The 26396-nt window shown below is 66.5% G+C and carries 21 protein-coding genes; 12 read left to right on the top strand and 9 right to left on the bottom strand.

Features of this window, described 5'->3' with window-relative positions; translation table 11 throughout:
- Positions 1-33 precede the first annotated feature (33 nt).
- Complete coding sequence (locus tag CYD53_RS24265) at positions 34-804, top strand: SDR family NAD(P)-dependent oxidoreductase (protein WP_103720660.1); 771 nt, start codon at positions 34-36, stop codon at positions 802-804.
- Positions 805-913: 109 nt separating this feature from the next.
- Here CYD53_RS24265 and CYD53_RS24260 read toward each other — a convergent pair whose 3' ends face one another.
- The 7 genes from CYD53_RS24260 to CYD53_RS24230 form a co-directional block, all read right to left on the bottom strand.
- Entirely contained in the window at positions 914-1720 is an 807-nt protein-coding gene (locus CYD53_RS24260) for a phosphate/phosphite/phosphonate ABC transporter substrate-binding protein (RefSeq protein WP_103720659.1), read from the bottom strand.
- Between the two features lie 14 nt (positions 1721-1734).
- On the bottom strand, positions 1735-2736 hold the full coding sequence (locus CYD53_RS24255) for an ornithine cyclodeaminase family protein (protein ID WP_103720685.1): 1002 nt from the start codon (positions 2734-2736) through the stop codon (positions 1735-1737).
- Positions 2737-2772: 36 nt separating this feature from the next.
- Entirely contained in the window at positions 2773-3750 is a 978-nt protein-coding gene (locus CYD53_RS24250; RefSeq protein WP_103720658.1) for an oligopeptide/dipeptide ABC transporter ATP-binding protein, read from the bottom strand.
- Entirely contained in the window at positions 3747-4745 is a 999-nt protein-coding gene (locus CYD53_RS24245; protein WP_103720657.1) for an ABC transporter ATP-binding protein, read from the bottom strand. The genes CYD53_RS24250 and CYD53_RS24245 overlap by 4 nt, the downstream gene beginning before the upstream one ends.
- 165 nt (positions 4746-4910) lie before the next feature.
- Positions 4911-5765, bottom strand: coding sequence for an ABC transporter permease (locus CYD53_RS24240; RefSeq protein WP_103720656.1), 855 nt, complete (start codon positions 5763-5765; stop codon positions 4911-4913).
- Positions 5762-6736 (bottom strand): ABC transporter permease, encoded by a 975-nt coding sequence (locus CYD53_RS24235; protein WP_210202422.1) that lies wholly within the window; start codon positions 6734-6736, stop codon positions 5762-5764. The genes CYD53_RS24240 and CYD53_RS24235 overlap by 4 nt, the downstream gene beginning before the upstream one ends.
- A gap of 192 nt (positions 6737-6928) precedes the next feature.
- On the bottom strand, positions 6929-8485 hold the full coding sequence (locus CYD53_RS24230; protein ID WP_181012007.1) for an ABC transporter substrate-binding protein: 1557 nt from the start codon (positions 8483-8485) through the stop codon (positions 6929-6931).
- Between the two features lie 291 nt (positions 8486-8776).
- On the opposite strand from CYD53_RS24230, the gene CYD53_RS24225 reads away from it, so the two are divergent.
- The 7 genes from CYD53_RS24225 to CYD53_RS24195 all read left to right on the top strand — a co-directional run bounded on the left by CYD53_RS24225 (position 8777) and on the right by CYD53_RS24195 (position 17970).
- Positions 8777-10330, top strand: a complete 1554-nt coding sequence (locus CYD53_RS24225) for an HAL/PAL/TAL family ammonia-lyase (RefSeq protein ID WP_103720654.1) — start codon at positions 8777-8779, stop codon at positions 10328-10330.
- Between the two features lie 410 nt (positions 10331-10740).
- Positions 10741-12246 (top strand): ABC transporter substrate-binding protein, encoded by a 1506-nt coding sequence (locus CYD53_RS24220; protein WP_245928406.1) that lies wholly within the window; start codon positions 10741-10743, stop codon positions 12244-12246.
- Between the two features lie 167 nt (positions 12247-12413).
- The gene (locus CYD53_RS24215; RefSeq protein WP_103720653.1) at positions 12414-13391 is read left to right on the top strand and encodes an ABC transporter permease; all 978 of its coding nucleotides are present in this window, start codon (positions 12414-12416) and stop codon (positions 13389-13391) included.
- Positions 13388-14224 (top strand): ABC transporter permease, encoded by an 837-nt coding sequence (locus CYD53_RS24210; protein ID WP_103720652.1) that lies wholly within the window; start codon positions 13388-13390, stop codon positions 14222-14224. The genes CYD53_RS24215 and CYD53_RS24210 overlap by 4 nt, the downstream gene beginning before the upstream one ends.
- The gene (locus CYD53_RS24205) at positions 14221-15861 is read left to right on the top strand and encodes an ABC transporter ATP-binding protein (RefSeq protein ID WP_103720651.1); all 1641 of its coding nucleotides are present in this window, start codon (positions 14221-14223) and stop codon (positions 15859-15861) included. Before CYD53_RS24210 ends, CYD53_RS24205 begins: the two co-directional genes overlap by 4 nt.
- Before the next feature lie 153 nt (positions 15862-16014).
- Positions 16015-17304, top strand: a complete 1290-nt coding sequence (locus CYD53_RS24200) for an ArgE/DapE family deacylase (protein ID WP_103720650.1) — start codon at positions 16015-16017, stop codon at positions 17302-17304.
- A gap of 273 nt (positions 17305-17577) precedes the next feature.
- A complete protein-coding gene (locus CYD53_RS24195) occupies positions 17578-17970 on the top strand; it encodes an NUDIX hydrolase (RefSeq protein WP_245928403.1) in 393 nt (130 codons plus the stop codon).
- Here CYD53_RS24195 and CYD53_RS24190 read toward each other — a convergent pair whose 3' ends face one another.
- Complete coding sequence (locus CYD53_RS24190; protein WP_103720648.1) at positions 17971-19701, bottom strand: Na/Pi cotransporter family protein; 1731 nt, start codon at positions 19699-19701, stop codon at positions 17971-17973.
- Positions 19702-19868: 167 nt separating this feature from the next.
- Complete coding sequence (locus tag CYD53_RS24185; RefSeq protein WP_103720647.1) at positions 19869-20879, bottom strand: GlxA family transcriptional regulator; 1011 nt, start codon at positions 20877-20879, stop codon at positions 19869-19871.
- An 86-nt stretch (positions 20880-20965) separates the two neighbouring features.
- On the opposite strand from CYD53_RS24185, the gene CYD53_RS24180 reads away from it, so the two are divergent.
- The 4 genes from CYD53_RS24180 (at position 20966) to CYD53_RS24165 (ending at position 26372) form a co-directional block, all read left to right on the top strand.
- On the top strand, positions 20966-22216 hold the full coding sequence (locus tag CYD53_RS24180; RefSeq protein ID WP_103720646.1) for a sarcosine oxidase subunit beta family protein: 1251 nt from the start codon (positions 20966-20968) through the stop codon (positions 22214-22216).
- 250 nt (positions 22217-22466) lie between these two features.
- Positions 22467-22742 (top strand): sarcosine oxidase subunit delta, encoded by a 276-nt coding sequence (locus CYD53_RS24175; RefSeq protein WP_103720645.1) that lies wholly within the window; start codon positions 22467-22469, stop codon positions 22740-22742.
- A complete protein-coding gene (locus tag CYD53_RS24170) occupies positions 22739-25735 on the top strand; it encodes a sarcosine oxidase subunit alpha family protein (protein WP_103720644.1) in 2997 nt (998 codons plus the stop codon). Before CYD53_RS24175 ends, CYD53_RS24170 begins: the two co-directional genes overlap by 4 nt.
- Positions 25728-26372, top strand: coding sequence for a sarcosine oxidase subunit gamma (locus tag CYD53_RS24165; protein ID WP_181012006.1), 645 nt, complete (start codon positions 25728-25730; stop codon positions 26370-26372). Before CYD53_RS24170 ends, CYD53_RS24165 begins: the two co-directional genes overlap by 8 nt.
- The last annotated feature ends 24 nt before the right edge of the window (positions 26373-26396 follow it).

Genomic DNA, 26396 nt, shown 5'->3' with positions numbered 1-26396 from the left:
CTCTCCAGACTCCGATCGACAGGATTCCCGCGCATGTACGGACTTGAAGGACGCAAGGCGATCGTCACCGGCGCCGCCCATGGCATCGGCCGGGCCATCGCGGCGCGGCTGCTCGCCGAGGGCTGCGATGTCGGCATTCTGGATTTTGATCTCGCAGCCGCGCAAGCGACGGCTGAAAGCCTGCGCAAGGATGGCGGCAAGGTCGCGGTCGCGGCCGGCGACGTCTCGTCGAGCGGTCAGGTGGAGGCAGCCGTCGAGACGCTGCGCGCGGCGCTCGGCCCCATCGACATCCTGGTCAACAATGCCGGCATCCTGAAGGTCGGCAAGTTGCTGGAGACCAGCGAGGCGGACTGGAAGGCGCATTTCTCGGTCAATGTCGACGGGCTGTTCCACATGACGCGCGCGGTCGCGCCCGAAATGGTTGCGAACCGCAAGGGCGCAATCGTCAACATCGCCTCCTGGATGGGAAAGTCGGGCGTGGCTTCGTACAGCGCCTATTGCGCCTCGAAGTTCGCGATCGTCGGCATCACCCAATCGCTCGCGACCGAACTCGGCGAGCACGGCGTGCGCGTCAACGCCGTCGGACCGGGCCTGATTGTCGACACCAAGATGCGCGACGAATCCGAGATCAAGCGCAAGGCCGAGGGACTGCCAGACGCCTATGAGCGCGCGCAGGCGATCCCGCTGCGGCGGCCGGGCATTCCCGACGACATCGCCAAGGCCGTCGCCTTCCTGTCCTCAGACGAAGCCGACTACATCACGGGCGAGACGATCAGCATCACCGGCGGCCTCTGGAACGACTGAGCGCGCCCGAGAGCATTTTCGAGCGAAGTGGGCACCGGTCCGCGTGAAGACAATGCGATAAAACAAGGAGCTAGCGCATTTCCGCGATTCAGAGAAACGCGGAAATGCGCTAGCCCGGTTCGCCATATCCGGATTGGTCGAGGGCTGCGGCCTGCGCCAGCAAAGGCCTGTAGTCGTCAATCTCGACGGCGGCAAAGCCGGTGAGGCATAGTTCGGCGAGGACAGGCTTTGCCGCCGTGGCCGCGCCAAGCCCCAGCAACGCGCCGCGCAAGGCTGCAACAATCACGGGATCGATCCCGCTCGAAGCAGCCAGCAATGGCATCGGCGTCGGCTGCGTCGTCGCGACGACGCGCAGCCTTGCCGCCGTCCCGGGCTCATGCCGCTTCAGCAGACCGTGGAAATAGGAATCGAGCGGTCCGACATCGATGCGGTCGTCGAGCACGGCCTCGATTACCCGGCGCGGCGTCATCAGTTCGCCGATGCTCTCGCGGTAGAGCGGTCCACCAGATTTGACATAGGGCAGCAAGTGCCGGCGCAGCGCCTGGAAGCCGGACTGCGAATGCCTGGTCGTCCAGCCGATACGGCCGCCGAACGTATCCTCCAGCGTGCGGAGCGGGCCGTCGGCGCGCACAATCAGATCGCTGGCGTAGAGAGGTTGTCCGGATGCGAGCGGGCTTGCGGGGATGGGCGCCGCGATCGGCAGCAGGGAAAAGCCGCCACCCGCGAAGGGAAAGCCGCAGATGAAGGCGAGGCCGAGATCGTCGCGCCGCCAGAGCGCTTCAAGCGGTGCGGGCGCGGCATGATCGATCACCGCGAGCGGCACGCCCGCCTTCTGCGAGACCAGCCCGAACAGTTTCGCCCAGGCGGCGCGAACGCCGGCATTGACCGCATACATCCGCGCATTGGCGACGAGCAACGACCTGATCCCACTCAGGCGAAGCGCAGGCGCTGGCCGATGCCCAACCGCTTGCCCTTCTCCAGCATGGCGTGGCCAAGCGCGATATCCGACAGCGACAGGCCGCGATGCCAGAACAGGATGGTCTCGTCATCGTTTTCACGGCCAGGTTTCAGGCCGGCGACGATCTGACCCATCTCGGCATGCAGCGTTGCCTCCGAGAGCTTGCCGGCCTCGACATGGGCACGCAAGCTGCCGAACTTGCCGCCCTTGCACTGGCCCCAATCATCGACGACCAGCTTGCTCATGATGTCGGTCAGCGAGAACTCGACCGCGCTCATCGTGCCATAGGGCACGACGAAGGCGCCCTTCTTGATCCAGTCGGTCTTCAGCATCGGCTCGGGCCGGTCGAGCCGCGAAGCTTCGACGACGATATCGGCGCCCTCGACGCAGGATCGCCAGTCTGGCGTGGCAATGACGCGCTTGCCGAGATCGGCGGAGAGTTTCGCCGCAAAACCGTCGCGGCTCTCGGGCCGGCGCGAATGCACGCGGATCTCGTCGAAATCGAAGAGATGATCGAGCAGGCGGACATTCCAATAGGCGGTGCCGCGCGCGCCGACATGGCCGAGCACCTTGGAGCCCTTGCGGGCGAGATATTTCGCGCCGATGGCAGTGACCGCACCAGTGCGCATGTCGGTGATGCCGGATGCGTCGAGGATCGCCTTGGGACTGCCGTTGAAGCGGTCGAACAGGGTCAGCACAGCGAGTTCCGAGGGCAGGCCGATCTTGTAATTCTCGACGAAGTCGCCGACGACCTTGACGCCGGCTGCGTCGATCTCGCCGCCAAGCGCGCCGCGCAGCACGTTGAAATGGCCGTTCGCCGCCTTGGGCTCGAGATGCATGCGCGGCTCGATCACGGCCTCGCCGCGCCCTTGCGTCGCCAACGAGCCCTCGATCGCAGCCAGGATCTCGTCATCGGTGATGGCGAGTGCCTCAATATCGAGGCGGTTCATATAGGTGATGTAGATCGGCGGCATCGCGGCGGGCGCGGACATGGCTCTTGCTCCGAGGGATCAGGCCGTATGAGCGGCCGTTTTGGTCAGCGGGAAATGACAGCGCACGCGGCGGCCCGAGCCCAGCTCGCGCAGCTCCGGCATCTCGATCCTGCAGCGCTCCTCGACCTGCGGGCAGCGCGTGTGGAAGCGGCAGCCGGAAGGCGGATTGATCGGGCTCGGGATCTCGCCCTTCAGGATGATGCGTTCGCGGCGCCTGGCCGGATCGACGGAAGGGTTGGTCGAGAGCAGCGCTGCCGCATAGGGGTGGGCCGGGGCCTCGAACAGCGCCCTGGTCGGCGCCTCCTCGACGATCTGGCCGAGATACATCACGATCGTCCGGCCGGTCAGCCGGCGCACGACATTGAGGTTGTGGCTGACGACGAGATAGGTCAGCGCGAACTCCTCATGCAGGTCGCGCATCAGATTGAGCAGATCGCCCTGCACGGAGACGTCGAGGCCCGCGGTCGGTTCGTCGGCGACGATGATCTGCGGCTCCAGCACCAAGGCGCGCAGGATCGCGACGCGGCGCGCCTGTCCTCCCGAAACCTGATGCGGAAATTTGTCGAGCGTCGCCTCGGGCAGGCCGAGGCGCTTGAGGATGCGCAGCAAGCGGGCGCGGCCCTCGGCCATCGGCATTCCGTGGATCTTCAACGGCTCCTCGGCCAGCGCCAGGATGCGCATGCGCGGCGAGAGCGAGGCGACTGCCTCCTGCTTGAGCATCTGCGCCTGCCGGCGGAAGCCGAGCGGATCGCGCGCGAGACGCACCGCCAAGGGCTCCCCGGCGATCGTGACGCGTCCCGATGAGGCGGGCAGCAGCCCCATCAGAACGCGGCAGAGCGTGGTCTTGCCCGAGCCGGATTCCCCGACGAGGCCGACGACCTCGCCGCTGCCGATCGCGAAGGAGACGCCGTCGAGCGCCCGCACCTTGCCGCCATAGACGAGCGAGACATCGTCGAAGGCGATCAAAGGCGCGCGCTCCACCACTGGTGCACTCATGGCAGCACCTCGCTTGGCAGTACCTCGGCTGAGCGGATGCAGGCCGCCTGCCGGCCCTGCCCCATGACTGCCAGCGGCGGGTGCCGCTCCAGGCAGATATCGGCGGTGTGGGCGCAACGGCTGGCGAAGATGCATTGCGTCAATTCGCTCAGCGGGTTGGGCACCTCGCCGGGAATCGTCGCGAGCCGGCCCTCGTCGCCATCCTCGATCTCGCAGTCGAGCAGCGCGCGGGTATAGGGATGGCGCGGAGCCCTCAGCACCTCGGCGACCGGGCCGGTCTCGACGATCGCGCCGCCATACATCACGCAGAGATCGTCGCAGAGCTCGGCGACGAGCCCGAGATGATGCGAGATGAAGACGATCGAGCCGGAAAAATCCTGCCTGAGCCGGTCGAACAATGCAACGATCTGGGCCTCGACCGTGGCGTCGAGCGCCGTCGTCGGTTCATCCGCGAGCAGCAGGTCGGGCTCGACCGAGAGCGCCATGGCGATCATCACGCGCTGGCGCATGCCGCCCGATAACTGGTGCGGATAGGCCTTCAGGCGCAGACGCGGATCGGCGATACCGACCTTGACCAGCATCGCCTCGCTGCGGGCCAGCGCCTCGCGCCGCGACAGCTCGGGGAAGCGCCGCCGCAGCACGTCGACCATATGGGTGCCGACGGTGAAAAGCGGGTTCAGCGCCGTCATCGGATCCTGGAAGATCATGGCGATGCGCACGCCGCGCCAGGCCTGCATCGCGCTATCCGTCAATGCGAGCAGATCGGTGCCGTCGAAGCGGATCTCGCCGTCGAGCCGGCTGACATTGCTCGGGAGCAAGCGCAGCAAGGCGGAGGCGAGCGTCGATTTGCCGGAGCCGGACTCGCCGACGACGCCGAGAATGCGGCCACGCCCGATCTCGAGGTCGAGCCCACGCAGGATATGAGCCGGGCCACGCTCGGTCGTAGCGTCGAGCGTCAGCTTGCGGATGCTGACGAGGGGAGAAGCGTCAGTCATGCCGCTCTCCCCCTGTCATTCCGGGGCAGGCCGAAGGCCTGAACCCGGAACCCACGACCGGGCGAGCGTTTCTCGGTCGCCGAAGCGTGCCACCCAGTCGTGGGTTCCGGGTTCTTCGCTGCGCGAAGCCCCGGAATGACAGCGGGGAGCGCTGACACCATCATGTCAGCGCTCCCCGTCGAGGCGCGGATCGACCGCGTCGCGAAGCGCCTCGCCGAAGAGCGTGAAGCCGAGCGTGGCGAGAGCGAGCGCGCTGCTGGCGATGACCACGGGGAGCTTGGAATCCGAGAGATAGGCGTAGCCGTCATAGATCAGCGTGCCCCAGCTCGCGAGCGGCGGCCTGACGCCGAGCCCGATGAAGGACAGTCCGGCCTCGATGGTGATGACCACGGGAATGTCGATCGAGGCGAGCACGACAAGCGGCCCGGCGATATTGGGCAGGATATGCGAGAAGACGATGCGCCAGGAGGAGGCGCCGAGCAGGCGTTCGGCCTCGATATAGGGCGCATTGCGCACGGTCAGCACCTGGGCCCGGGCGACACGACCGAAATGCGGGATCAGCGTGACCGCGACGATGATCACCACGAGCAAGGTCGAAGGGCCGAAAACCGCGACCGCCGCCAGCGCCAGCACGAGGCTGGGGAAGGACGAGACCACGTCGAACAGGATCAGGATGAGCCGCTCGGAGCGCGCCGGCAACGAGGCCGCGAGGATGCCGAGCAGCGTACCGGCGATGAGCGCCGTCGAGATCGCCGTCAGCGCCACCGCCATGGCGACGCTCGCGCCATGGACGAGGCGGCTATAGAGATCGCGCCCGAGATGGTCGGTGCCGAGCCAATGCTGGGCGGTGGGGCCGGTGAAGCGGTTCAGCACGTCGAGCGCATCGGGATCATGCGTCGCCACCAGCGGCGCAAACACGGCCGACAGCACCACGACCGCGACGATGACGAGGCCTATTGCGCCGCCGAGATGCGAGCCTATGCGCCGGATGGTGCCGGCTGTCACTGCCAGCGCATTCATTGCCCGGCCGCCTGCGGAGCGCCATCGCGGCGGATGCGCGGGTCGATCGCGGAATAGCTGAGATCGACGAGGAGGTTGGTGACGACGAAGATCAGCACCACGACCAGCACGGCGCCCTGCAGGACAGGGAAATTGCGGGTCGCGATCGCATCGAAAATCAGGCGGCCGAGACCCGGCCGCGCGAAGACGATCTCGACCAGCACGGCCCCCCCGAGCAAGCGGCCGATGCCCATGCCGAGCACGGCGATGGTCGGGATGCAGGCGTTCTTGAGCGCGTATTTATAGGTCACCATCCGGTCCGACAGGCCATAGGCGCGCGCGGTGCGGATATAATTCTCGCCCATCACCTCCAGCATGGAACTGCGCATGAGGCGCGCGATGAAGCCGATCCAGCCGACGCTCAGCGCTGTCGTCGGCAGGATCAGGCGCTTGGCCTGGTCGAGCCAGTCGCCGGGCTGACCGGCGCCGAGCACGGGCAGCCAGTCCAACCAGATCGAGAAGATCAGCAGCAGGAAGATCGCGATGACGAAGGAGGGGATCGCGATGAAGGCGACGCTGATGAAAGCCAGCGCATGATCGAGCGCCGAGCCGCGATGCGTCGCGGCATAACAGCCGAGCGGCACGCCGATCACGACGGCAAGCCCGATCGAGGCGAAGGTCAGGATAAAGGTGTAGGGAAGCACTGCGCCGACGATGCCCGCGACCGGCCGGCCCGAAAGCACGTCGGTGCCGAGATTGCCGGTCAAGACATGGCCGAGGAAGGTCGGCAGGCGGCGATACCAGGGCTGGTCGAGCCCCATCTCGGCGATGAAGCGCTTCGCATATTCCGCCGTCGCCTGCGGACCGAGCAGAGCAGTTGCCGGATCGCCCGGCACGATCGCCGAGAGCGTGAACAGCAGCAACATCGCGCCGAGCACGATCAGCAGCGTCGTGACGAAACGGCTCACGAGGTAGCGCGCGGTGTCGCTCATTCCGGGGCCTTCGGCGGATGACGCTGCGTTTCATCAAAAAACGCACCGTCGTCCTGGGCAGCCAGAGGCCGTCCCGGGATCCACCCTAGACCGCCGAACCCTCCGATGGATCCCGGGACGCCCTTCGGGCGCCCAGGATGACGAAGAGGTTGCCTTGAAGCGCCGATCATCGCCGAGTAACCAGCCAACCGCTCAAACGCTCGTGAAGCGGTCGAGCTGCCAGTCGATCGCGCCGGGCAGATAGGCTGGCTTCACCGAGGCGCGTCGCACGGCGAAAGCGACGTCGTTGGTGAGCCAGACGAAGGCGGCCGACTTGTCCATTTCCTGCTGCGCCTTGATGACGATCGCGGCGCGCTTGGCCGGATCGGATTCGACGATCGCCTCCTGATAGAGCCTGTCGAATTCCGGGCTGTTGAAGCGCTGCCAGTTCCAGGTGCCGATCTGGCTGGAGACGAACCACTGCATCAGGAAGTTGGGGTCGAGCTTGCCGTTGAAGCGCATCATGAACAGATCGAGATTCTTGCCGGCCTCACCCTTGCCGGCGTCCCAATAGGTGCCGCCTTCCTGGACATCGAGCTCGGCGGTGATGCCGACCTCCTTCAGCAGCGCCTGCGCCACCAGCGCCATGGTCTGATAGGCTGGCTGGTTCAGGATGGTGATGCGGGTCTTGATCGCGGTCTGGCCGGCTTCCGCGAGGAGCTTCTTGGCCTCGACGACATTGCGCTTATAGACCGGCGCCTCCGTCCAGGCGCCGAGGATCGGCTGCATGATCAGCGTGTTCAATCGCGGCGCCTTGCCGTTGAAGCCGGCGAGCAGCATCTGGTCGACATCGAGCGCGAGCCTGACCGCCTGGCGCACGCGCAGATCGGTGAAGGGCGGCTTCTCCATATTGATGCCGAGCCAGACATAGGCCAGCCCCGGCGACTGATCGACGACGATGCCTTGCGCCGAGCGCATCGGCTCGGCGACGGAAGGCGGCAGCACCGCAAAATCGAGCTCGCCCGAGCGCAGCGCCAATTCCGCCGTCTTCGGATCCTGGATGAAATTGACCTTGATCTCCTCGAAGGTCGGCTTTGCACCCGAATAGGTCGGATTGCGCTTCAGCACCGCACCGCGCTGCTTCTCGACCGAGACGACCTGATAGGGCCCCGAGCCGACCGGCTTGGTGTTGTGCTCGACGCCGCGCGCCATCACCGCCTTCTTCGAGACGATGCAGCCCGAAGCATCGGCGATCGCGATGGCGAGCAATCCGGCATTGGGCTGCGAAAGGTTGATCTTGCCGGTGTATGTACCGGTGACCTCGACGCCGGTCAGGCCGGTCCAGTCGCCCTTATAGGGAGAGATCTTGCCGTCGACGGGCGCGACGGCGAAGCGCTCGAAGGAGAACTTCACGTCCTCGGCTGTCATCTCGCCGAAACCGTCGGTGAACATCTGCCCGGGCTTGAGTGTGAACTCGATCAGGGTCGGGCTGACCTGCTTCAGCTCGGCTGCAGCATCGAGCTCGGTCTCGACCGAGCTGTCCTTCTGCTTGATCAGGCGCTGATAGACGCAACGGATGACATTGGCGTCATGCGGGCCGCCGCGGAAGGCGGGATCGAGCACGGTGATGTCGCGCTCGATGCGCACTGCGATGCTGGTCTTGGCCTGCGCCAGGGCCGGCATCGCGCCGAGCAGGGGACCTGCCGTAGCGGCGACCGAGCCCGCCACGAAGGCGCGCCGGGACACGCTGAGCTCCAGATCGTTCTGCATGATCGCTCTCCTCTGTCCATCGATCTTCAGACGGCGTCCGTTCCCAAACGAGCGAGCGGCCGGGAAGATCCCCCTTGCCTGCATCGTCAGCCGGATCGAGGGGTGAGGTAAAGGGCCGCGCTGCCAGTTCTGTCAGCAATCGCAACGGCAGTGCTCACAACTTCGCGCCTTTTGTGGATGGGAGGCCGGTTGCGCGGCGGTTGGGGCTGCGGCTACCGTCCCAGCTGAAGCGCCGCTGGCGCTGCGTCCCACCGCCTCCACATCGCAAAGCATCGACGGAGATCCTTCAGCGTGAGCGAATTCCTTCTGGGCGCCGCGCCGGTCGGGCTCGGCTTCGTCATGGCCGCCAGCCACCCCGGCACGACGGTCGCGCTTGCGCCCGAAGCGCGCGCCAGGGTGGTCGCGGCGCGCAAGGTGGTGGAGCGCTACGCGCAAGGCGACGCGCCGATCTACGGGCTAAACACCGGCCTCGGCGGCAACGTCGCCTTCCGCCTGGACAAGGCTCAGATCGAGGCGTTCCAGGTCCAGATGGTACGCGGGCGCTGCATCGGCATGGGCGAGCCGTTTCCCGAGGCGACGGCTCGCACCATCTGGCTGTGCCGCTTGATCGGTCTCGCCCAGGGCGGCTCGGGCGTCTCCCCGCCAGTGCTCGACACGATGGTGGCGATGTTCAATGCCGGGCTGACGCCGGTCATTCCCGGGCGGGGCTCGATCGGCGCCGGCGATCTTGGGCTCTGCGCCCATCTCGGTGCGGCCGTGATCGGGCTCGGCGAGATCTTCGTGAAGGGGGAAAAACGCCCCGCCATGGAGGCGTTCACCTCGGCCGGGCTGCAGCCGGCGACGCTCGCCGCCAAGGACGGGCTCGCGATCCTGAATGCGAGCGCGGTCAGTTGCGGCCATGCCGCCAAGGTACTGGCCGAGCTCTCCGACATCCTGTTCGCCTCCGTCGCAATCGCAGGGCTGACGGATGAGGGCTATGCCGCCAATCCGCAGATCTTCGACGCCAGGCTCGCAGCCGCGCGGCCTGCCGGCGGCCAGGAGCGGGCGGCGGCGATGTTCCGCGCGGTGCTCGCGGGCAGCTATCTCCATGATGCGGGCGCGGCCCGCTCGATCCAGGACGCGCTCTCCTTCCGCGTGCTCGCGCAGATCTACGGGCCGGCGCTGACGAGCTTCGAGACGGCGGTCGAAAGCGTCGAAACCGAAATCAACGCGGCGGCCGACAACCCGCTGGTCATGACCGATGACGATCTGATCCTGTCCACGGCGAATTTTCATACGCCGGCGATCGCGCTGGCTTTCGACATGATGGCGATCGTCAACACGCATCTGGCGACGGCTTCGGCCTACCGCACCATCAAGATGATGAACCAGCATCTCTCCGGCCTGCCGAAATATCTTTCGCCGGTCGGCGGCGCCTCGAACGGCTACAACTCGCTGCAGAAGACCGCCTCCTATCTGCATGGCGAGATCCGCCTCAAGGCCGCACCTGCGAGCTGCGACGCGCTGCCGGTCTCGGAAAGCGTCGAGGACCATGCGCCGCAGACGGCCTTGACGATCCGCAAGCTGGAGGAGCAGCTCGTGCCCCTGCGCATGCTGTTTGCCATCGAGGCGGTGGTCGCGGCCCAGGCCGTCGATATCGGCAAGCGGCCCCGGCTCGCCCCCGCCACCAGGGTGCTCTACGAGGCGATCCGCGAGAGCGTGCCGATGCTGGTCGAGGATCGCGAGACCGGCCCGGACGCGATGAAGGCGCTGGCGGTGATCGCGCAGCCGGCCTTCGTCGCCGCTCTGCGCCAGGCGATGCCGGCGGACGCCGCAGGCGCCTTCACATTGTCGCGGACGAGCTGAAGGCGGACGTCTTGCGGCATTCTTCCTGCATTGCAGCCAAAATGGACAGGGACGGCAGGACCTGCATCGTAGCGGGCAGAAAGCCATCGCGACTGCCTGCAAAGGCCGCTCGGGCGGCTATCGCTGGCATAGGCACAGGCTATTGGACGATCGCCGCGCTCCCTCGTTATCGTTCCGCCGTGAACCGGGCCGTGGAGGCCATCGGCGTGGAGTTCTCATATTCGGCAGAGGCTCCGGCCCTGTGCGGCACGACCAAGCTATGATCTAGTTCGAGGCGGGGCGGATCGCGAAAAAGATGCGACCGACGATTGAGACAGTCGAGGCAGTGGGAGACGATGATGACGAGTTCAGCATTCCGCCGGCATCTTGCCGTAACGACCGCGCTTGCAGCCTTCGCGCTGGCGCCGTCCATGGCGCCGGCGCAGACGCCCAATACGGGCGGCAGCATCCATGTCGTGGTGCAGCCGGAACCGCCGATGCTGATGCAGGGGCTGAACCAGAACGGCCCGACCAACATGGTCGCGGGCAACATCTACGAATCGCTGCTGCGCTATGACGAGAAGCTCAACCCGAAGCCCTCGCTCGCCAAGAGCTGGGAGATATCACCGGATTCCAAGGTTTATACCTTCAAGCTCCAGGATGGCGTGACCTGGCATGACGGCAAGCCCTTCACCGCCGACGACGTGGTGTTCTCGCTCGACAAGTTCCTGCGCGAGGTGCATCCGCGCTGGCGCCCGATCGCCAACAGCCAGGTCGAGAAGATCGAAAAGATCGACGACCTCACCGTCAAGATCACGCTGAAGCAGCCCTTCGGCCCGCTGATCCTGTCACAGGAGGTCGGCGGCGCGCCGATGATCCCGAAGCACATCTATGACGGCACGGATTACCGCGCGAACCCCGCCAACAACACCCCGATCGGCACCGGGCCGTTCAAGTTCAAGGAGTGGAAGAAGGGCTCCTATATCCACCTCGTCAAGAACGAGAACTACTGGCAGAAGGGTAAGCCGAACCTCGACGAGATCTATTGGGAGATCATCCCCGACGCGGCCGCCCGCGCCGTCGCCTATGAGACCGGCAAGATCGATGTGCTGACCGGCGGTTCGGTCGACGTCTACGACGTGGCCCGCCTCTCCAAGCTGCCCAATAGCTGCGTCACGACCAAGGGCTGGGAGATGTTCGCGCCTCATGCCTGGCTGACGCCCAACATCGCCAAGGGCGGCCCGCTCGCCAACAAGCAGTTCCGCCAGGGCATGATGTTCGCGATCGACCGCGAATTCGGCAAGGACGTGGTCTGGGGCGGGCTCGGCAAGCTGCCGACCGGGCCGATCTCGTCGAAGACGAAGTTCTACTCGGCCGACGTGCCCAAATACAGCTACGACGTCGCCAAGGCGAAGGAGCTGATCAAGGCCTCCGGCTATAAGGGCGAGCCGATCAAGCTGCTCGCCCTGCCCTATGGCGAGGTCTGGAGCCGCTGGGCCGAGGCGATCAAGCAGAACCTCACTGATGCCGGAGTCAACGTCTCGATCGAGACCACCGACGTGCCGGGCTGGACCCAGAAGGCCAGCAACGGCGATTTCGACATGACCTTCAACTATCTCTACCAACTCGGCGACCCGGCGACCGGCGTGGCGCGCAACTACATCTCGACCAACATCGTCAAGGGCAATCCCTTCGGCAACCAGGGCGCCTATGTGAACCCGGAAGTCGACAAGCTCTTCGCCGACGCGGCGACCGCGCCCTCGGACAGCGCTCGACAGGAACTTTACACGAAAGTGCAGAAGATCCTCGCCGACGACGTGCCCGTGCTCTGGCAGCTCGAGATGGATTTCCCGACGATCTATCGCTGCAACGTCAAGAACCTCGTCAACAGCGCGATCGGCGTGAATGACGGCTTCCGAGATGCATGGAAGGAGTGACACGATCCGCAAGGATCGTGTCATCCCGGACGCCGCGCAGCGGTGATCCGGGATCGCATGCAGAGCAAGGCTCCAAGCCGTGCTCTCTCCGGTGACGGTCCCGTGTCAGCGCAGCGGCACTTCGCGCCGCAGCGCGCACGGGATGACACGCTTCACGGAAGCCTTGAATGAACCTCCTCCACTTCCTCTCCGGCCGACTGGTGAAGGGCGTTCTCGTGCTCTTCGCCATCGCCGTGCTGAACTTCTTCCTGATCCGCGCCGCGCCGGGCGATCCGGCGCAGGTGCTGGCCGGCGAAGCGGGCGCCGCCGACGCCCAGTTGCTCGAGCAGTTGCGCCAGCGCTTCGGGCTGAACGAGCCGATCACGACGCAGCTCTGGATCTACATCAAGGGCTATATGACCTTCGATCTCGGCTTCAGCTATCGCCAGCAGCAGCCGGTGCTCAGCCTGGTGCTCGACCGGCTGCCCGCGACGCTGCTGCTGACAGGTGCGGCCTTCGTCGTCTCGCTCGCCCTGGGCATCGTCATGGGAGCGCTGGCCGCAAGGCGGGCCGGGCGGTGGTCGGACAGCCTGATCACGACGCTGTCCCTCGTCTTCTACGCGACACCGCTGTTCTGGATCGCATTGATGAGCCAGATCGTCTTCTCCCTGAAGCTCGGCCTCGTGCCCAATGTCGGCTACGAGACGATCGGCGCGAACAACACGGGGCTGGCGCGGGCGCTCGACATCGGCCACCACCTGATCCTGCCGGCGCTGACGCTCGGCCTGTTCTTCACCGCGCTCTATGCACGGATGATGCGCGCCTCGATGCTCGAGGTCGCCGGGGCCGATTTCGTCAAGACGGCGCGGGCCAAGGGTCTCTCGCCTGGCATCGTCTCGCGGCGGCATGTGGCGCGCAACGCGATCCTGCCCGTGGTGACACTGGCGGGATTGCAGGCCGGCCAACTCGTCGGCGGGGCGGTGCTGACCGAGACCGTCTTCGCCTGGCCCGGTATCGGTCGGTTGATGTTCGACGCGCTGGTACAGCGCGACTATTCCGTGCTGCTCGGCGTCTTCTTCATGTCCTCGGCCATGGTCGTCGGCTTCAACATCCTGACGGATCTGGTCTACCGCATTGCCGATCCGCGTATCGAGGCGGGAGCATGAACTTCCTCAAACGCTTCTGCCGCAATCGCGGCGCGGTCCTTGGGCTGGTGATCCTGCTCGCGGTCGTCGCCTTCGCGCTGCTGGCGCCCTCGCTCTATCCGAGCTCGCCCTGGCGCATGGTCGGGCGGCCCTTCATGGCGCCCTTCGCGCTGGAGCGCTTCCCGCTCGGCACCGACACGCTCGGCCGCGACATCGCGGCGGGCATGGTTCATGGCGCACGCGTCTCGCTGATGATTGGCGTCGTCTCGACGATCGTCTCGCTCTTGATCGGCGTGCCGCTCGGGGCGATCGCCGGCTATGCCGGGGGCTTCGTCGACGACGCGCTGATGCGCTTCACCGAGTTCTTCCAGACCATACCCTCCTTCGCGCTGGCGATCGTGCTGGTCGCGATCCTGCAGCCGCAATTGGGCTCGATCGTGCTCGCCATCGGCGTCGTCTCCTGGCCGCCGGTGGCGCGGCTGGTGCGCGGCGAGGTGCTCTCGCTCAGGACGCGCGAATATGTCCAGGCCGCCGTTACGATCGGCCAATCGACGCCGCGCATCATCTTCAGCCAGGTGCTGCCCAACACGGTGGCGCCGATCATCGTGATGGGCTCATTGATGATCGGTTCGGCGATCCTGCTCGAATCCGCCCTCTCCTTCCTGGGCCTGGGCGACCCCAACCTGATGAGCTGGGGCTATATGGTGGGGGCGGGGCGTACGCGCCTGCTCGACGCCTGGTGGATCAGCTTCTTCCCGGGCTTTGCGATCTTCCTCACCGTGCTGGCGCTCAACCTCGCCGGCGAGGGTCTGAACGACGCGCTGAACCCGCGCCTCGCACGAGGCCGCGAATGAACGTCATCTCGCAAGAGACCCCGCCCGTCCTCTCCATCGAAAAACTGACGCTGGCCCTGCCGGCGCTGGCCGACCGGGCGCATGCGGTCGAAGGCGTGACGCTTGCGATCGCGCCCGGCGAAACGCTCTGCGTCGTCGGCGAATCCGGTTCGGGCAAATCGATGATCGCCCATGCCGTGATGGGCCTGCTGCCCAAGGCGGTGAAGCCTGCGGGCGGCGCGATCAGGCTCGCCGGACGCGACCTGCTCAGCCTCGACGAGCCCGCGATGCAGGACGTACGCGGGCGCGAGATCGGCATGATCTTCCAGGAGCCGATGACCTCGCTCAACCCGGTGATGCGGGTCGCCGACCAGATCATCGAGACCTTCGAGGCGCATGGGCTGCACGGAGCCTCCGAACGGCGCGCGCGCGCCGTCGCGCTCCTGACCGAGGTCGGCCTGCCTGACCCGCCGCGTCTCGCCAAGGCCTACCCGCACGAGCTCTCGGGCGGGCAGAGGCAGCGGGTGATGATCGCGATGGCGCTGGCGCTCGAACCCAAGCTCCTGATCGCCGACGAGCCGACGACCGCACTCGACGTCACCACCCAGGCGCAGATTCTCAAGCTCCTCGATAATTTGCGCCACAAGCACGGCACTGCGGTGTTGTTCATCACCCATGACATGGGCGTCGTCGCCGAGATCGCCGACCGCATCGCGGTGCTGGAGAAGGGCGTGCTGGTCGAGGAAGGCACGGCCGACCAGGTGCTGGGCGCCCCTCGCCATGCCTATACGCAAAAACTCCTCGCCGCCGTGCCCTCGCTCGTGCCGCCCATGCGACCGGCCTTGCCGGAGAGCCCTCCCGTGCTCAGCGTCGAGGGGCTCGGCAAGATCTATCGCAAGCGCTCCTTCTTCGGCACGGCCCGCGAGGTCAGGGCAGCCGAGGACATCTCGTTCTCGCTGGTCCGGGGCGAGACACTCGGGCTCGTCGGCGAGTCCGGTTCCGGCAAATCGACCGTCGGGCGCTGCTGCCTCAGATTGATCGAACCCAATAGCGGGCGAATCGTACTGAGCGGTCAAGGCTCGGGAGATCTCGTGCTCAGCGATCTCGGCCCAACCGCGCTGCGCCAGCACCGCAAGCGCATCCAGATGGTGTTCCAGGATCCCTTCGCCTCGCTCAACCCGCGCCAGACCGTCGGCCGCATCATCTCCGACGGGCCGGTGGCGCATGGCGTGGCGCGGGTGACCGCCCTGATGAAGGCGCGAGAATTGCTCGAGCTCGTCGGCCTCTCCGCCAATGCGGTCGACCGCTACCCGCATGAATTCTCCGGCGGCCAGCGCCAGCGCATCGGCATCGCCCGCGCGCTCGCCCTCGAACCCGACGTGCTGGTGGCGGATGAGGCGGTCTCGGCGCTCGACGTCTCCGTGCAGGCGCAGATCCTGTCCCTGATCAAGGACATCCAGAGCCGGCTCGGTCTCGCCATCCTGTTCGTCACCCACGACCTGCGCGTCGCTGCGCAGATCTGCGACCGCATCGCGGTGATGCAGCGCGGCCGCATCGTCGAAACCGGCCCGACGGCGGCTTTGTTCGCCGCCCCGCAGCACGAGTATACGCGGCAACTGCTGGCGGCCGTTCCCGGCGGCGGGCGGTTCGGGCACTAATGAGCGCTGGCTCGTCACTCCCGGGCGCGGCGCAGCCCAGCTCCGGGAATCCTGGGGCTAGCCAGTACTGGTTTTAGAGATGGCCGGGTCGAACCCGACCATGACGCGCACAAGTCCTGTCTGACGCCTGTCCCATCTGCCGGAGCCCAGCCCATGCCTCTCGATCCCGCCCTGCGCGACAAGATCCTCGCCTCCGTCGAGGCCGGCTTTGCCGAGCAGATCGCCTTCACGCAGGAGCTGATCCGCTTTCCCTCGCTGCGGGGCCAGGAACACACCTGCCAGGACTTCATCTTCCGGGCGCTGAAGGATCGCGGCTTCACCATGGACCGCTTTGCGATGGACAGGGCGGCGATCGCAGCCCATCCCGGCGGTGCGCCGTTCTCCGACACGCATTCCGACGCGCCGATCGTCGTCGGCATCCATCATCCGCGCGCGGAGACCGGCCGTTCACTGATCCTGCAGGCCCATGTCGACGTCGTCCCGACCGGCCCTGTCGACCAATGGACGCATGCGCCTTTCGATCCGGTGATCGAGGGCGACTGGATGTATGGCCGCGGCAGCGCCGACATGAAGGCCGGGGCCGGCGCCAATTTCTACTGCCTGGACGCGCTGAAGCGCATCGGCCTGCAGCCAGCTGCGACACTCTATCTGGAGTCGGTCGTCGAGGAGGAATCGACCGGAAACGGCGCGCTTATGACGCATTTGCGCGGCTTCCGCGCCGATGCGGCGCTGATCCCCGAGCCCGAATACGAGATGCTGGCCCGGGCCAATGCCGGCGTGCTCTGGTTCCAGTTCGAGGTCCGCGGCGTACCGGTGCATGTGCGCGAGATGGGCACGGGGGCCAACGCCATCGACGCCGCCTATCGCGTCGTCGCGGCGCTGCGCAAACTGGAAGAAGAGTTCAACGCCGAGAAGGCAGGCCGCGAGCATTTCGAGGACCAACCCCACCCGATCAACCTCAATATCGGCAAGATCGAGGGCGGCGACTGGGCTTCCTCGGTGCCGTGCTGGTGTCGGGTCGATTGCCGCGTCGGGCTCTATCCCGGCGTGACCGCGGAAGAGACCGCCAAGCGCATCGAGGATTGCATCCGAACCGCGTCGCGGGCCGATGCCTTCCTCGCCAACAACCCGCCGAAGGTGACCTTCAACGGCTTCTGGGCGGAGGGTTATGTGCTCGCGCCCGGCAGCGAAGCCGAGGCCGTGCTTGGCCGCGCGCATGAGGCGGCGCTGGGAGCGCCGCTGAAGAGCTTCATGACGGCGGCCTATCTCGATACTCGCGTGCACGCGCTCTATGACAAGATTCCGGCGCTCTGCTACGGCCCGATGGGCGAGAACATCCACGCCTTCGACGAGCGCGTCAGCCTGGCCTCGCTGAAGCGCATCACCGGATCAATGGCTCTGTTCGTGGCGGAATGGTGCGGCGTAGAGGCCGTGAGCGGCTGAAGCACCACGACGGCACGCGATCCTGCTCCGGCAAAAGATCACAAGATCCATCCGGAGCCGGCTATGCCCTGGCGGCCCAACAAAGCTGTTGTCGAATGGCCGCACCGCCGCCAAGGGCGTCGCCAATCGGCCGCAGATGCGTGACACTCTGCCCGCTTCGGTTGCGCTTGATTCGCACCGAGCGCCCTTGATCTCGCGCAGCCATGGAGACGCCACCCCACGATGAAGAAGGCCAAGCGCACGCCCGGCGAGGCTCGCTTACAGATCGCTGCCATGCCGATCAGACGCATGGAGGACGGCTCGACCGAAATCATGCTCGTGACCTCGCGCACGACGCAGCGCTGGATTGTGCCTAAGGGCTGGCCGATCAAGGGGTTGAAGAACCATGAGGCGGCAGCGCGCGAGGCTTTCGAGGAAGCTGGGGTGATCGGGAAGATCAGCACCAAGCCCGCTGGCCGTTACATCTACTGGAAGCGCATGCGCGACCATTTCGTGCTGTGCACGGTGAAGCTCTATCTGCTCGAAGTCGAACGGCAGCTTGAAAGCTGGGCCGAGCAGGGCCAGCGGAGCAGCCGGTGGTTCAAGCCCGAAGACGCCGCCGATCTGGTCGACGAGCCCGAATTGAGCACGGCCATCCGCAAACTGGCCGCCCCAGTGCCGGGCTGATCAGAAGCCCGATTGCGGGGCCGGCATCAGATGCCCCCCTTGCTGGGCCTGCGCCTCCTGCGCCTCCTGCGCTTCCCGCAAACGGCTCTCGCGCAGGGCGTTGGCGCTTTCCAGGATCGGATAGCCGATCGAAGCGACATGGCCGTGGATGCGCTTGAGATCGCGGATGATGTCGAGATGGATCGCGCTGGTCTCGATCGATTCCGCCCGCCCGCTGCGCAGTCGCTGGAAATGGCTCTCGGTCGCGCGCCGCTCGGCATCGCGCATCACCGCCTTCTCCGCGAAAAGCTGGCGCGCCAAAGCGAGATCGCGGCTGGCAAAAACGTTGAGCGCCAGCACCAGGCCCGACGAGACGCGCTGGTGGAAGTCGCGGATCTCGGCCAGACCTTCGGGCGAGAAGGCATAGCGCTTGCGGATCTTCTTCTCAGCGAGTTCGCGCAGGTTCTTGTCGATGATGTCGCCGATATGCTCGAGATTGGTGATCAGCGTAATGATCTCGAGCAGGCGGCGGCCTTCCTCCTCGGTCAGTTCGTTGCGCGAGACTTGGACGAGATAGAGCTTGATCGATTCATGGATCGCATCGACCCCGTCATCAGCCTGGGCGATGGCGCGCGAGAGCTTCAACTCGTCCTTTTCGAGCAGCGTCATCGTATCACGCAGCATCAATTCGACGCGGTCGCCCAGATTCAGCGCCTCGCGCATTGCACAGGCCAGAGCCTCCGAAGGACTGTCGAGCACGGCAGGATCGAGATGGCGCGGCCGCACGGTCGCGTCAGGTGCCTCCTTGCCGGGCATCAAGCGCTCGAACAGCCGCGCCACCGGCGCGACGAAGGGCAGGAGCACAAGCGCGCCGACCAGGTTCAGCGCGACATGGAACTCGATGGCGAGCCGCGAATCGAGCGCCGGCAATGTCTGCAGCCAGCCTGCCAGAGGCGCGACGAAGGGCAGCACCAGGAGCGCCAGGACGAGCCGGGTGAACAGGTTGGCGACGGCGGCCTGACGCTGCAGCGCAGGCGCGCCGAGCTGGTCCAGCACCGGGATCAGCGCGTTGCCGAGATTAGCGCCGATGACGAGGGTCAGCGCGGTCGCGGGCGGAAACAGGCCGGAGGCCGCGAAGGTCGCGATCAGCAGGATGACGGCGATACTGGAATGGGTCAGCCAGGTCGCAGCGACCGCGACGAGGACCGCCAGCAGCGGCTCATGGCCGATCGCCCCCAGCAGCGTGCGGAAGACCGGCGACTGGGCCAGGGGTGCCGCCGCCGCGTTCAGCTCGATCAGCGAGAGCAGGATGAGCCCGATGCCGACGAAGACGCGGCCGATGTTGCGGGCGCGGTCCATCGCCTCATTGGCCAGATAGAGCGCGACGCCGATGGCGAGGCAAAGCCCCCAGATCCAGCCCAGATCCATCGAGATCACGAAGGCCGCGAGCGAGGTGCCGAGATTGGCCCCGAGCAGCACGGCCAACGCCATCGCCGGCACGATCAGGCGGCGGCCGGCGAAGGAGGAGACCAATAGCGTCGTCGCCGTCGAACTCTGCAGCACCATGGTGACCGCAATGCCGCTGCCGAACGCGGCGAAGCGATTGCGCGTGAAGCTCGCCAAGGCATGGCGCAGCGAGGCTCCGAAAGCCCGCATCGCGCCCGTGCGCACCAGCCTGACCGCCCAGATCAGCAGCGCGACGCCGCCGGCAAGGTGGATCAGCACTGTGGTGGCGCTCTCGCTGCTTGTCATCGCCGTGAGGTCTTTCTCCGATTCAGGCCAGAATCATAGCGCAGAATTCCTGATTTTTCATTAGCCAACTTATCTTTAATGACGGCAAAACATGCTGACAATGCGGCAGGATCGGTGAAATTTTGCGCATCGGAATTGCGGTTGGCGCAAGGCGAGCGCGCCGCCGCTCAGCGCGGCGTGCGCGCCGTCTCCGGCGCCCGCTCTGCACGCGGCGAATGGCCGAAACGCAAGCGATAAGCCCGCGAGAAATGGCTCGCGCTGGCAAAACCGCAAGCAAGCCCGGTCTCGAGCACCGAGAGGCTGGTCTGGCGCAGCAGGTCGCGGGCCCGGTCGAGCCGCAAGGCCAGGTAATGCTCACCGAGCGAGCGGCCGAGGTGCAGCCGAAACAGCCGCTCCAGCTGGCGCGGGGAGACATTCGCCGTGCGGGCGAACTCGGCGCGGGCGACGGGATTCTCGAGGTTCTGCTCCATCCGGGCGACGACGCGCAGCAGCGGCGCATGGGCGATGCCGAGCCGCTCGCGCAGGGGCATGCGCTGCGGCCCCTCGCCTTCCCGGACATGGGTCTGCAGGAACCATTCGCTGACCGCGAGCGCGAGTTCGCTGCCATGCTCGCGGGCGATGACGGCGTGCATCATGTCGAGCGGGGCAGTGCCGCCGCTCGAGGTCAAGCGATCCCTGTCGATCTCGTAGAGCGAGCGGCGCAGATCGAGATCGGGATAGTCCTCGAGGAAGGCCGGGGCGTGCTCCCAATGCAAGGTGAAACGATAGCCGGACAGTACATTCGCCCGCGCCAGGATATAGGGCCCGCCCGATACGCCGCCGAGCTTGACGCCGCGCCGCGCCAATTGCCTGAGCCAGGCGAAGGTCGCCGGATGCTGGAAGGCGGCCGGATTGCCGCCGGCGCAGACGAAGACATAGTCGAAGCGGATCTCGTCCCCCAGGCCATAGTCGGCCTGGATGCTGACGCCGTTCGAGGCCGGCGCCGGCAGGCCGTCGATCGAGACATGGCTCCAGCGGTAGAGATCGCGCCCCGAGAGGCGGTTGGCCGCGCGCAAGGGCTCGACGGCCGAGGCATAGGCGAGCAGCGCGAAATCCGGAATCAGCAGGAAGCCGATATGGGCCGGGCCCTGGCCATGCGCCCCGTCGCTGGAAGTCAATCTGGCGTCGCTGGTAGTCATGTCGATCAGCCTATGATCGTCAATCTCAGGAAGACAAGTCCGGAGCGCCGCTGGCCGCCGGACAAGCCCTCCGGACCTGATCGCCCATGCGCTATTCCGTCTTCTCGCTGCTTGCCCAGACGCTGGCCGGCCATAAGGGCTGGAAGCCGGCCTGGCGCGACGCCGCGCCCAAGCATGAATATGACGTGCTGGTCATCGGCGGCGGCGGGCACGGGCTGGCGACGGCCTATTACCTCGCCAGCCAGCACGGCATCAGCAATGTCGCGGTGATCGAGAAGGGCTATATCGGCTCCGGCAATGTCGGCCGGAACACAACGATCATCCGCTCGAACTATCTCCTGCCCGGCAATACGCCTTTCTACGAGCATTCGATGAAGCTCTGGGAAGGGCTGGAGCAGGACATCAACTACAACGCCATGGTCAGCCAGCGCGGCGTGCTGAACCTCTACCATTCCGATGCGCAGCGCGACGCCTATGCCAGGCGCGGCAACGCCATGCGGCTCGCCGGCGTCGATGCCGAACTGCTCGACCGCGAGCAGGTGCGCGCCATGGTTCCCTTCTTCAACTACGAGACCGGACGCTTCCCGATCCAGGGCGGGTTGCTGCAGCGGCGCGGCGGCTCGGTCCGGCATGACGCCGTCGCCTGGGGCTATGCCCGCGCCGCCGACCAGCGCGGCGTCGACATCGTCCAGAACTGCGAGGTCACGGGCCTCTCCATCGAGAACGGCCGCGTCACCGGGGTCGAGACCTCGCGCGGGCCGATCAAGGCAAAGAAGATCGCACTCGCCGTCGCCGGCAACTCCTCGCGGCTCGCCGCCATGGCGGGGATGCGCCTGCCGATCGAAAGCCATGTGCTGCAGGCCTTCGTCTCGGAGGGCGTCAAGCCATTGATCGACACTGTCGTGACCTATGGCGCCGGCCATTTCTATGTCAGCCAGTCCGATAAGGGCGGGCTCGTCTTCGGCGGCGACATCGACGGCTACAACTCCTATGCCCAGCGCGGCAACCTGCCGGTGATCGAGGATGTGATGGAATCGGCCATGGCGCTGTGGCCCGGTATCGGGCGGCTGCGCGTGCTGCGGCACTGGGGCGGCATCATGGACATGTCGATGGACGGTTCGCCGATCATCGACCACACCCCCATCGACGGGCTCTATCTCAACGCCGGCTGGTGCTATGGCGGCTTCAAGGCGACGCCGGCTTCAGGCTGGTGCTTCGCCCATCTGATCGCGCGCGACGAGCCCCACCCGGTCGCGACCGCTTTCCGGCTCGACCGTTTCGCCACGGGCCGCGTCATCGACGAAAAGGGCGTCGGCGCCCAGCCGAACCTGCATTGAGGCGCGCGATGAGCTGTCTCGTCCTTACAAGCCGCGACGCCCGCCATTCCCCTCCCCCTCGTGGGGAGGGGTTAGGGGTGGGGGGCGGAAAGCCACAGCGATGGTCATCGGTTTCGAGCCGTATGCACAAAGCCACCAGCCAAGACGCCTCAATGCCGACCCAGTCGTTCGCCCCCCACCCCCATCCCCTCCCCACGAGGGGGAGGGGAGGCGCGCAACCTGCATCCGTTTTCCGGTATCGAGCCTGACCATGCGAATCCCCTGCCCCCATTGCGGCGCCCGCGACGCCCAGGAATTCACCTATCTCGGCGACGCCAATCCCAAGCGTCCCGAGGGGATGGAAACGACCGAAGCGGCGATGTTCGACTATGTCTATCAGCGCGACAACCCGGCCGGCCGGCTTCGCGAGCTCTGGTACCACGGCGCCGGCTGCCATGCCTGGCTCGTGGTGACGCGCGACACCAGAACCCATGCGATCGAGGCCGCCGAGCCGGCGAAGCCGACCAAGGCCGGAGCCGCGGCATGAGCACGCAACCCTTCCGCCTCGCCGCCGGCGGCCTGGTCGACCGCACGCAGGCGCAATCCTTCCGTTTCGACGGCAAGCGCTATGAAGGATACGCAGGCGACACGCTGGCCTCGGCTCTCCTGGCAAACGGGGTCCGGCTCGTCGGCCGCTCGTTCAAGTACCACCGCCCGCGCGGCATCCTTTCGGCCGGAGCGGAGGAGCCCAATGCGCTGGTCGAGCTGCGCGCCGGCGCAAGGCGCGAGCCCAACACGCGCGCGACAGTCGCCGAGCTTTATCACGGCCTCGAAGCGCGCAGCCAGAACCGTTGGCCCTCGCTCGCCTTCGACCTGCTTTCGGTCAACTCGCTCTTCGGCGCCGGCCTGGTCGCGGGCTTCTACTACAAGACCTTCATGTGGCCGGCTGCCTTCTGGGAGAAGCTCTACGAACCGCTGATCCGCCGGGCGGCGGGGCTGGGGCGGGCCGCGCCCCATGAGGATCCCGACCATTACGAGAAGGCCTTCGCCTTCTGCGACGTGCTGGTGATCGGCGGCGGGCCGGCAGGCCTTGCCGCCGCGCTGGCAGCGGGGCGCAGCGGCGCGCGCGTCATCCTCTGCGACGAGGATTTCCGGCTGGGCGGCGCCTTGCTTGCCGAGAAACGCGAGATCGACGGCCAGCCGGCGGCTGAATGGCTCGCGGCGACGCTGGCCGAACTCGCCAGCCTGCCGGATGTGACTGTCATGCCGCGCAGCACGGTCTATGGCGTCTACGACCATGGCATCTATGGCGTGGTCGAACGCGTGAACGACCATCTGCCGGTCCCGCCGGCGCATCAGCCGCGCCAACGCGCCTGGCGCGTCAACGCCAAGCGCGCCGTTCTGGCGGCGGGCGCGATCGAGCGGCCAATCGTCTTCGCCGGCAACGACACGCCCGGCGTGATGCTGGCGGGTGCAGTACGCGCCTATGTCAACCGCTATGGCGTTCTGCCCGGGCGAGAGGCCGTCATCTTCACCAGCGGCGACGATGGCTGGGCTACAGCGCGCGACCTCGCGGCCGCCGGAGCGACGGTCGCCGCGATCGTCGATCCGCGCGCCGAGATCGATGCCGGGCTGATGGCAATGGCGGGACAGATCGGCGCGCGCGTCTTCGCAGGCAGCGTGGTCAGCAGCGCCTCGGGCGGCCGGGCGCTCGACCGCGTCACCATCCGGGACGCTTCGGGGCGCGAGCAGAGCATCGCCTGCGACCTGCTTGCGGTCTCGAATGGCTGGAATCCGACTCTCCATCTGACGTCGCACCAGAATACGCGACCGATCTGGGACGAGGCTATCCACGCCTTCGTGCCCGGCCAGATGCCGGCAGGTCTTTCCGTTGCCGGCAGCGCGGCCGGACGGTTCTCCCTGGCGCAGGCGCTGGAGGACGGCGCGCGGCAGGGTACCGAGGCCGCGCTCGATTGCGGTTTTGCCGGGAAAGCGGAGCTGCCTCCGCGCAAGACCGATCTGGAAGGCATCGCGCTCTCGCCCGTCTGGCGCGTCAAGGACGGCAAAGGCCGATCTTTGGGCAAAGCCTTCGTCGATTTCCAGAACGACGTCACCGACAAGGATGTCGAGCTCGCCGCGCGCGAGGGCTTCAAGCCGGTCGAGCATCTCAAACGCTACACCACGCTGGGCATGGCGACCGACCAGGGTAAGACCTCCAATATCGCCGGCCTCGCGATCATGGCCGAGCTCACGGCCAAGACCATCCCCGAGACGGGCACGACGATCTTCCGCCCACCTTATACGCCGGTGGCGATCGGCGCGCTCGGCGGGCATCATCGCGGCCGCGACTTCAGGCCGACGCGGCTCGCCCCGACGCATCAATGGTCGCAGGACCAGGGCGCTGTCTTCGTCGAGAGCGGCGCCTGGATGCGGGCGCAATACTATCCCAAGCCCGGCGAAACCGACTGGCTGACCACCGTGAACCGCGAGGTCCTGGCCGTGCGAAACGGAGTCGGCCTCTGCGACGTCTCGACCCTGGGCAAGATCGATATCCAGGGCGCGGACGCCGCCGAATTCCTGGAGCGCGTCTACATCAATGGCTGGAAAGCCCTGCCCGTCGGCAAGGCGCGCTACGGGCTGATGCTGCGCGAGGACGGCTTCGTCATGGATGACGGCACGACCTCCCGGCTCGCCGAGACGCATTTCCTGACGACCACCACCACGGCCAATGCCGGCAAGGTGATGCAGCATCTCGAATTCTGTCACCAGGTGCTCTGGCCCTCGCTCGATGTCCGCTTGGTCTCGGTCTCCGAGCAATGGGCGCAAGCCGCGATCGCCGGGCCGAAGGCGCGTGCGGTGCTGCAGGGGGTGGTCGACCCGCAGTACGACATCTCGAACGAGGCCTTCCCCTATCTCGCCGCGCGCGAGATCACGGTCGGCGGCGGCATTCCGGCGCGGCTGTTCCGGATCTCGTTTTCGGGAGAGCTCGCCTATGAGCTCGCCGTGCCCGCCGATTACGGCGATGCGATGATGCGGGCGCTGATGGCGGCGGGTGAGGCGCATGATATCTGCGCTTACGGCACCGAGGCGCTCGGCGTGATGCGCATCGAGAAGGGGCATGTCGCCGGCAACGAGCTCAGCGGCCAGACCACGGCGCGCGATCTCGGCCTCGGCAAGATGATGTCCGCGAAGAAGGACTATATCGGGCGCGTCATGGCCAAGCGCGAGGCGCTGGTCGAGGCGGAGCGGCCGAGCTTCGTCGGTTTCAAGGCGGTCGATCCCGGCCAGAGACTGCGCGCCGGAGCGCATTTCATCGCGCTCGGCAAGCCTGCCACCATGGAGAACGACGAGGGCTACATGACCTCGGTCGCCTATTCCCCGAACCTGAAGCATTGGATGGGGCTAGGCCTGCTCAAGAACGGCGCGAGCCGCATCGGCGAGCGCATCCGCGCGGTCGACCCCGTCCGCAATGGCGATATCGAGGTCGAGATCTGCTCGCCCGTCTTCGTCGATCCCGAAGGAACTCGCCTGCATGTCTGACGCAGCGATGAAGCCGGGCTGGACGCCCAGGAGCGCCTGGGCCGGCATCCTGTCCGAAGGGTCTTTCGGCGCGAAGGGATCGGCGGGCGTCATCGTAACCGCCAGGGAAGGACTTGGCATCGCCAGCCTGATCGCGCCGGAGGACGGCGAAGCGGCTTTGAGCCAAGCGGTCAAGACGCGCTTGCGGCTCGACCTGCCGACCACGCCTCGGATAGCCGTCTTAGCCGGCCGCGCCCTGGTCTGGGCCGGCCCGGGCCTATGGCTGCTCGTGACGGAGGACCGGACTGGTTTCGCCGACGACCTTCAGGCGCTGTCGGGGCTGGCTGCGATCGCCGATCAGAGCGACGGACGTGCCGTCCTGACCCTGTCGGGCGGCAAAATCCGCGCCGCGCTGGCCAAGGGCTGCATGATCGACCTGCATCCATCCGCCTTTCCGGTCGGCAGCGCGGCCTTGACAAGCATCGCCCATATCGGCGTGCATCTCTGGCGGGCCGAGGACGGCCCTAATGGAGCAGTTTTCGAGTTCATGGTCGCGCGCAGCATGGCGGGCAGTTTCTGGTCCTGGTTCTCGGCCTCCGCGGCCGAGTTCGGCTGCCAGGTCACGATTCCAAGAGCTTGTCACGTCGGACGAGGTTGAGCGCAGCGCGTCGCGCGCAGCCCG

The sequence above is a fragment of the Allobosea psychrotolerans genome, assembly GCF_002917105.1.
Taxonomy (GTDB): Bacteria; Pseudomonadota; Alphaproteobacteria; order Rhizobiales; family Beijerinckiaceae; genus Allobosea; species Allobosea psychrotolerans.
The sequence above is the reverse complement of the archived record's forward strand: the minus strand, read 5'-3'. Positions and strand labels throughout refer to the sequence as shown.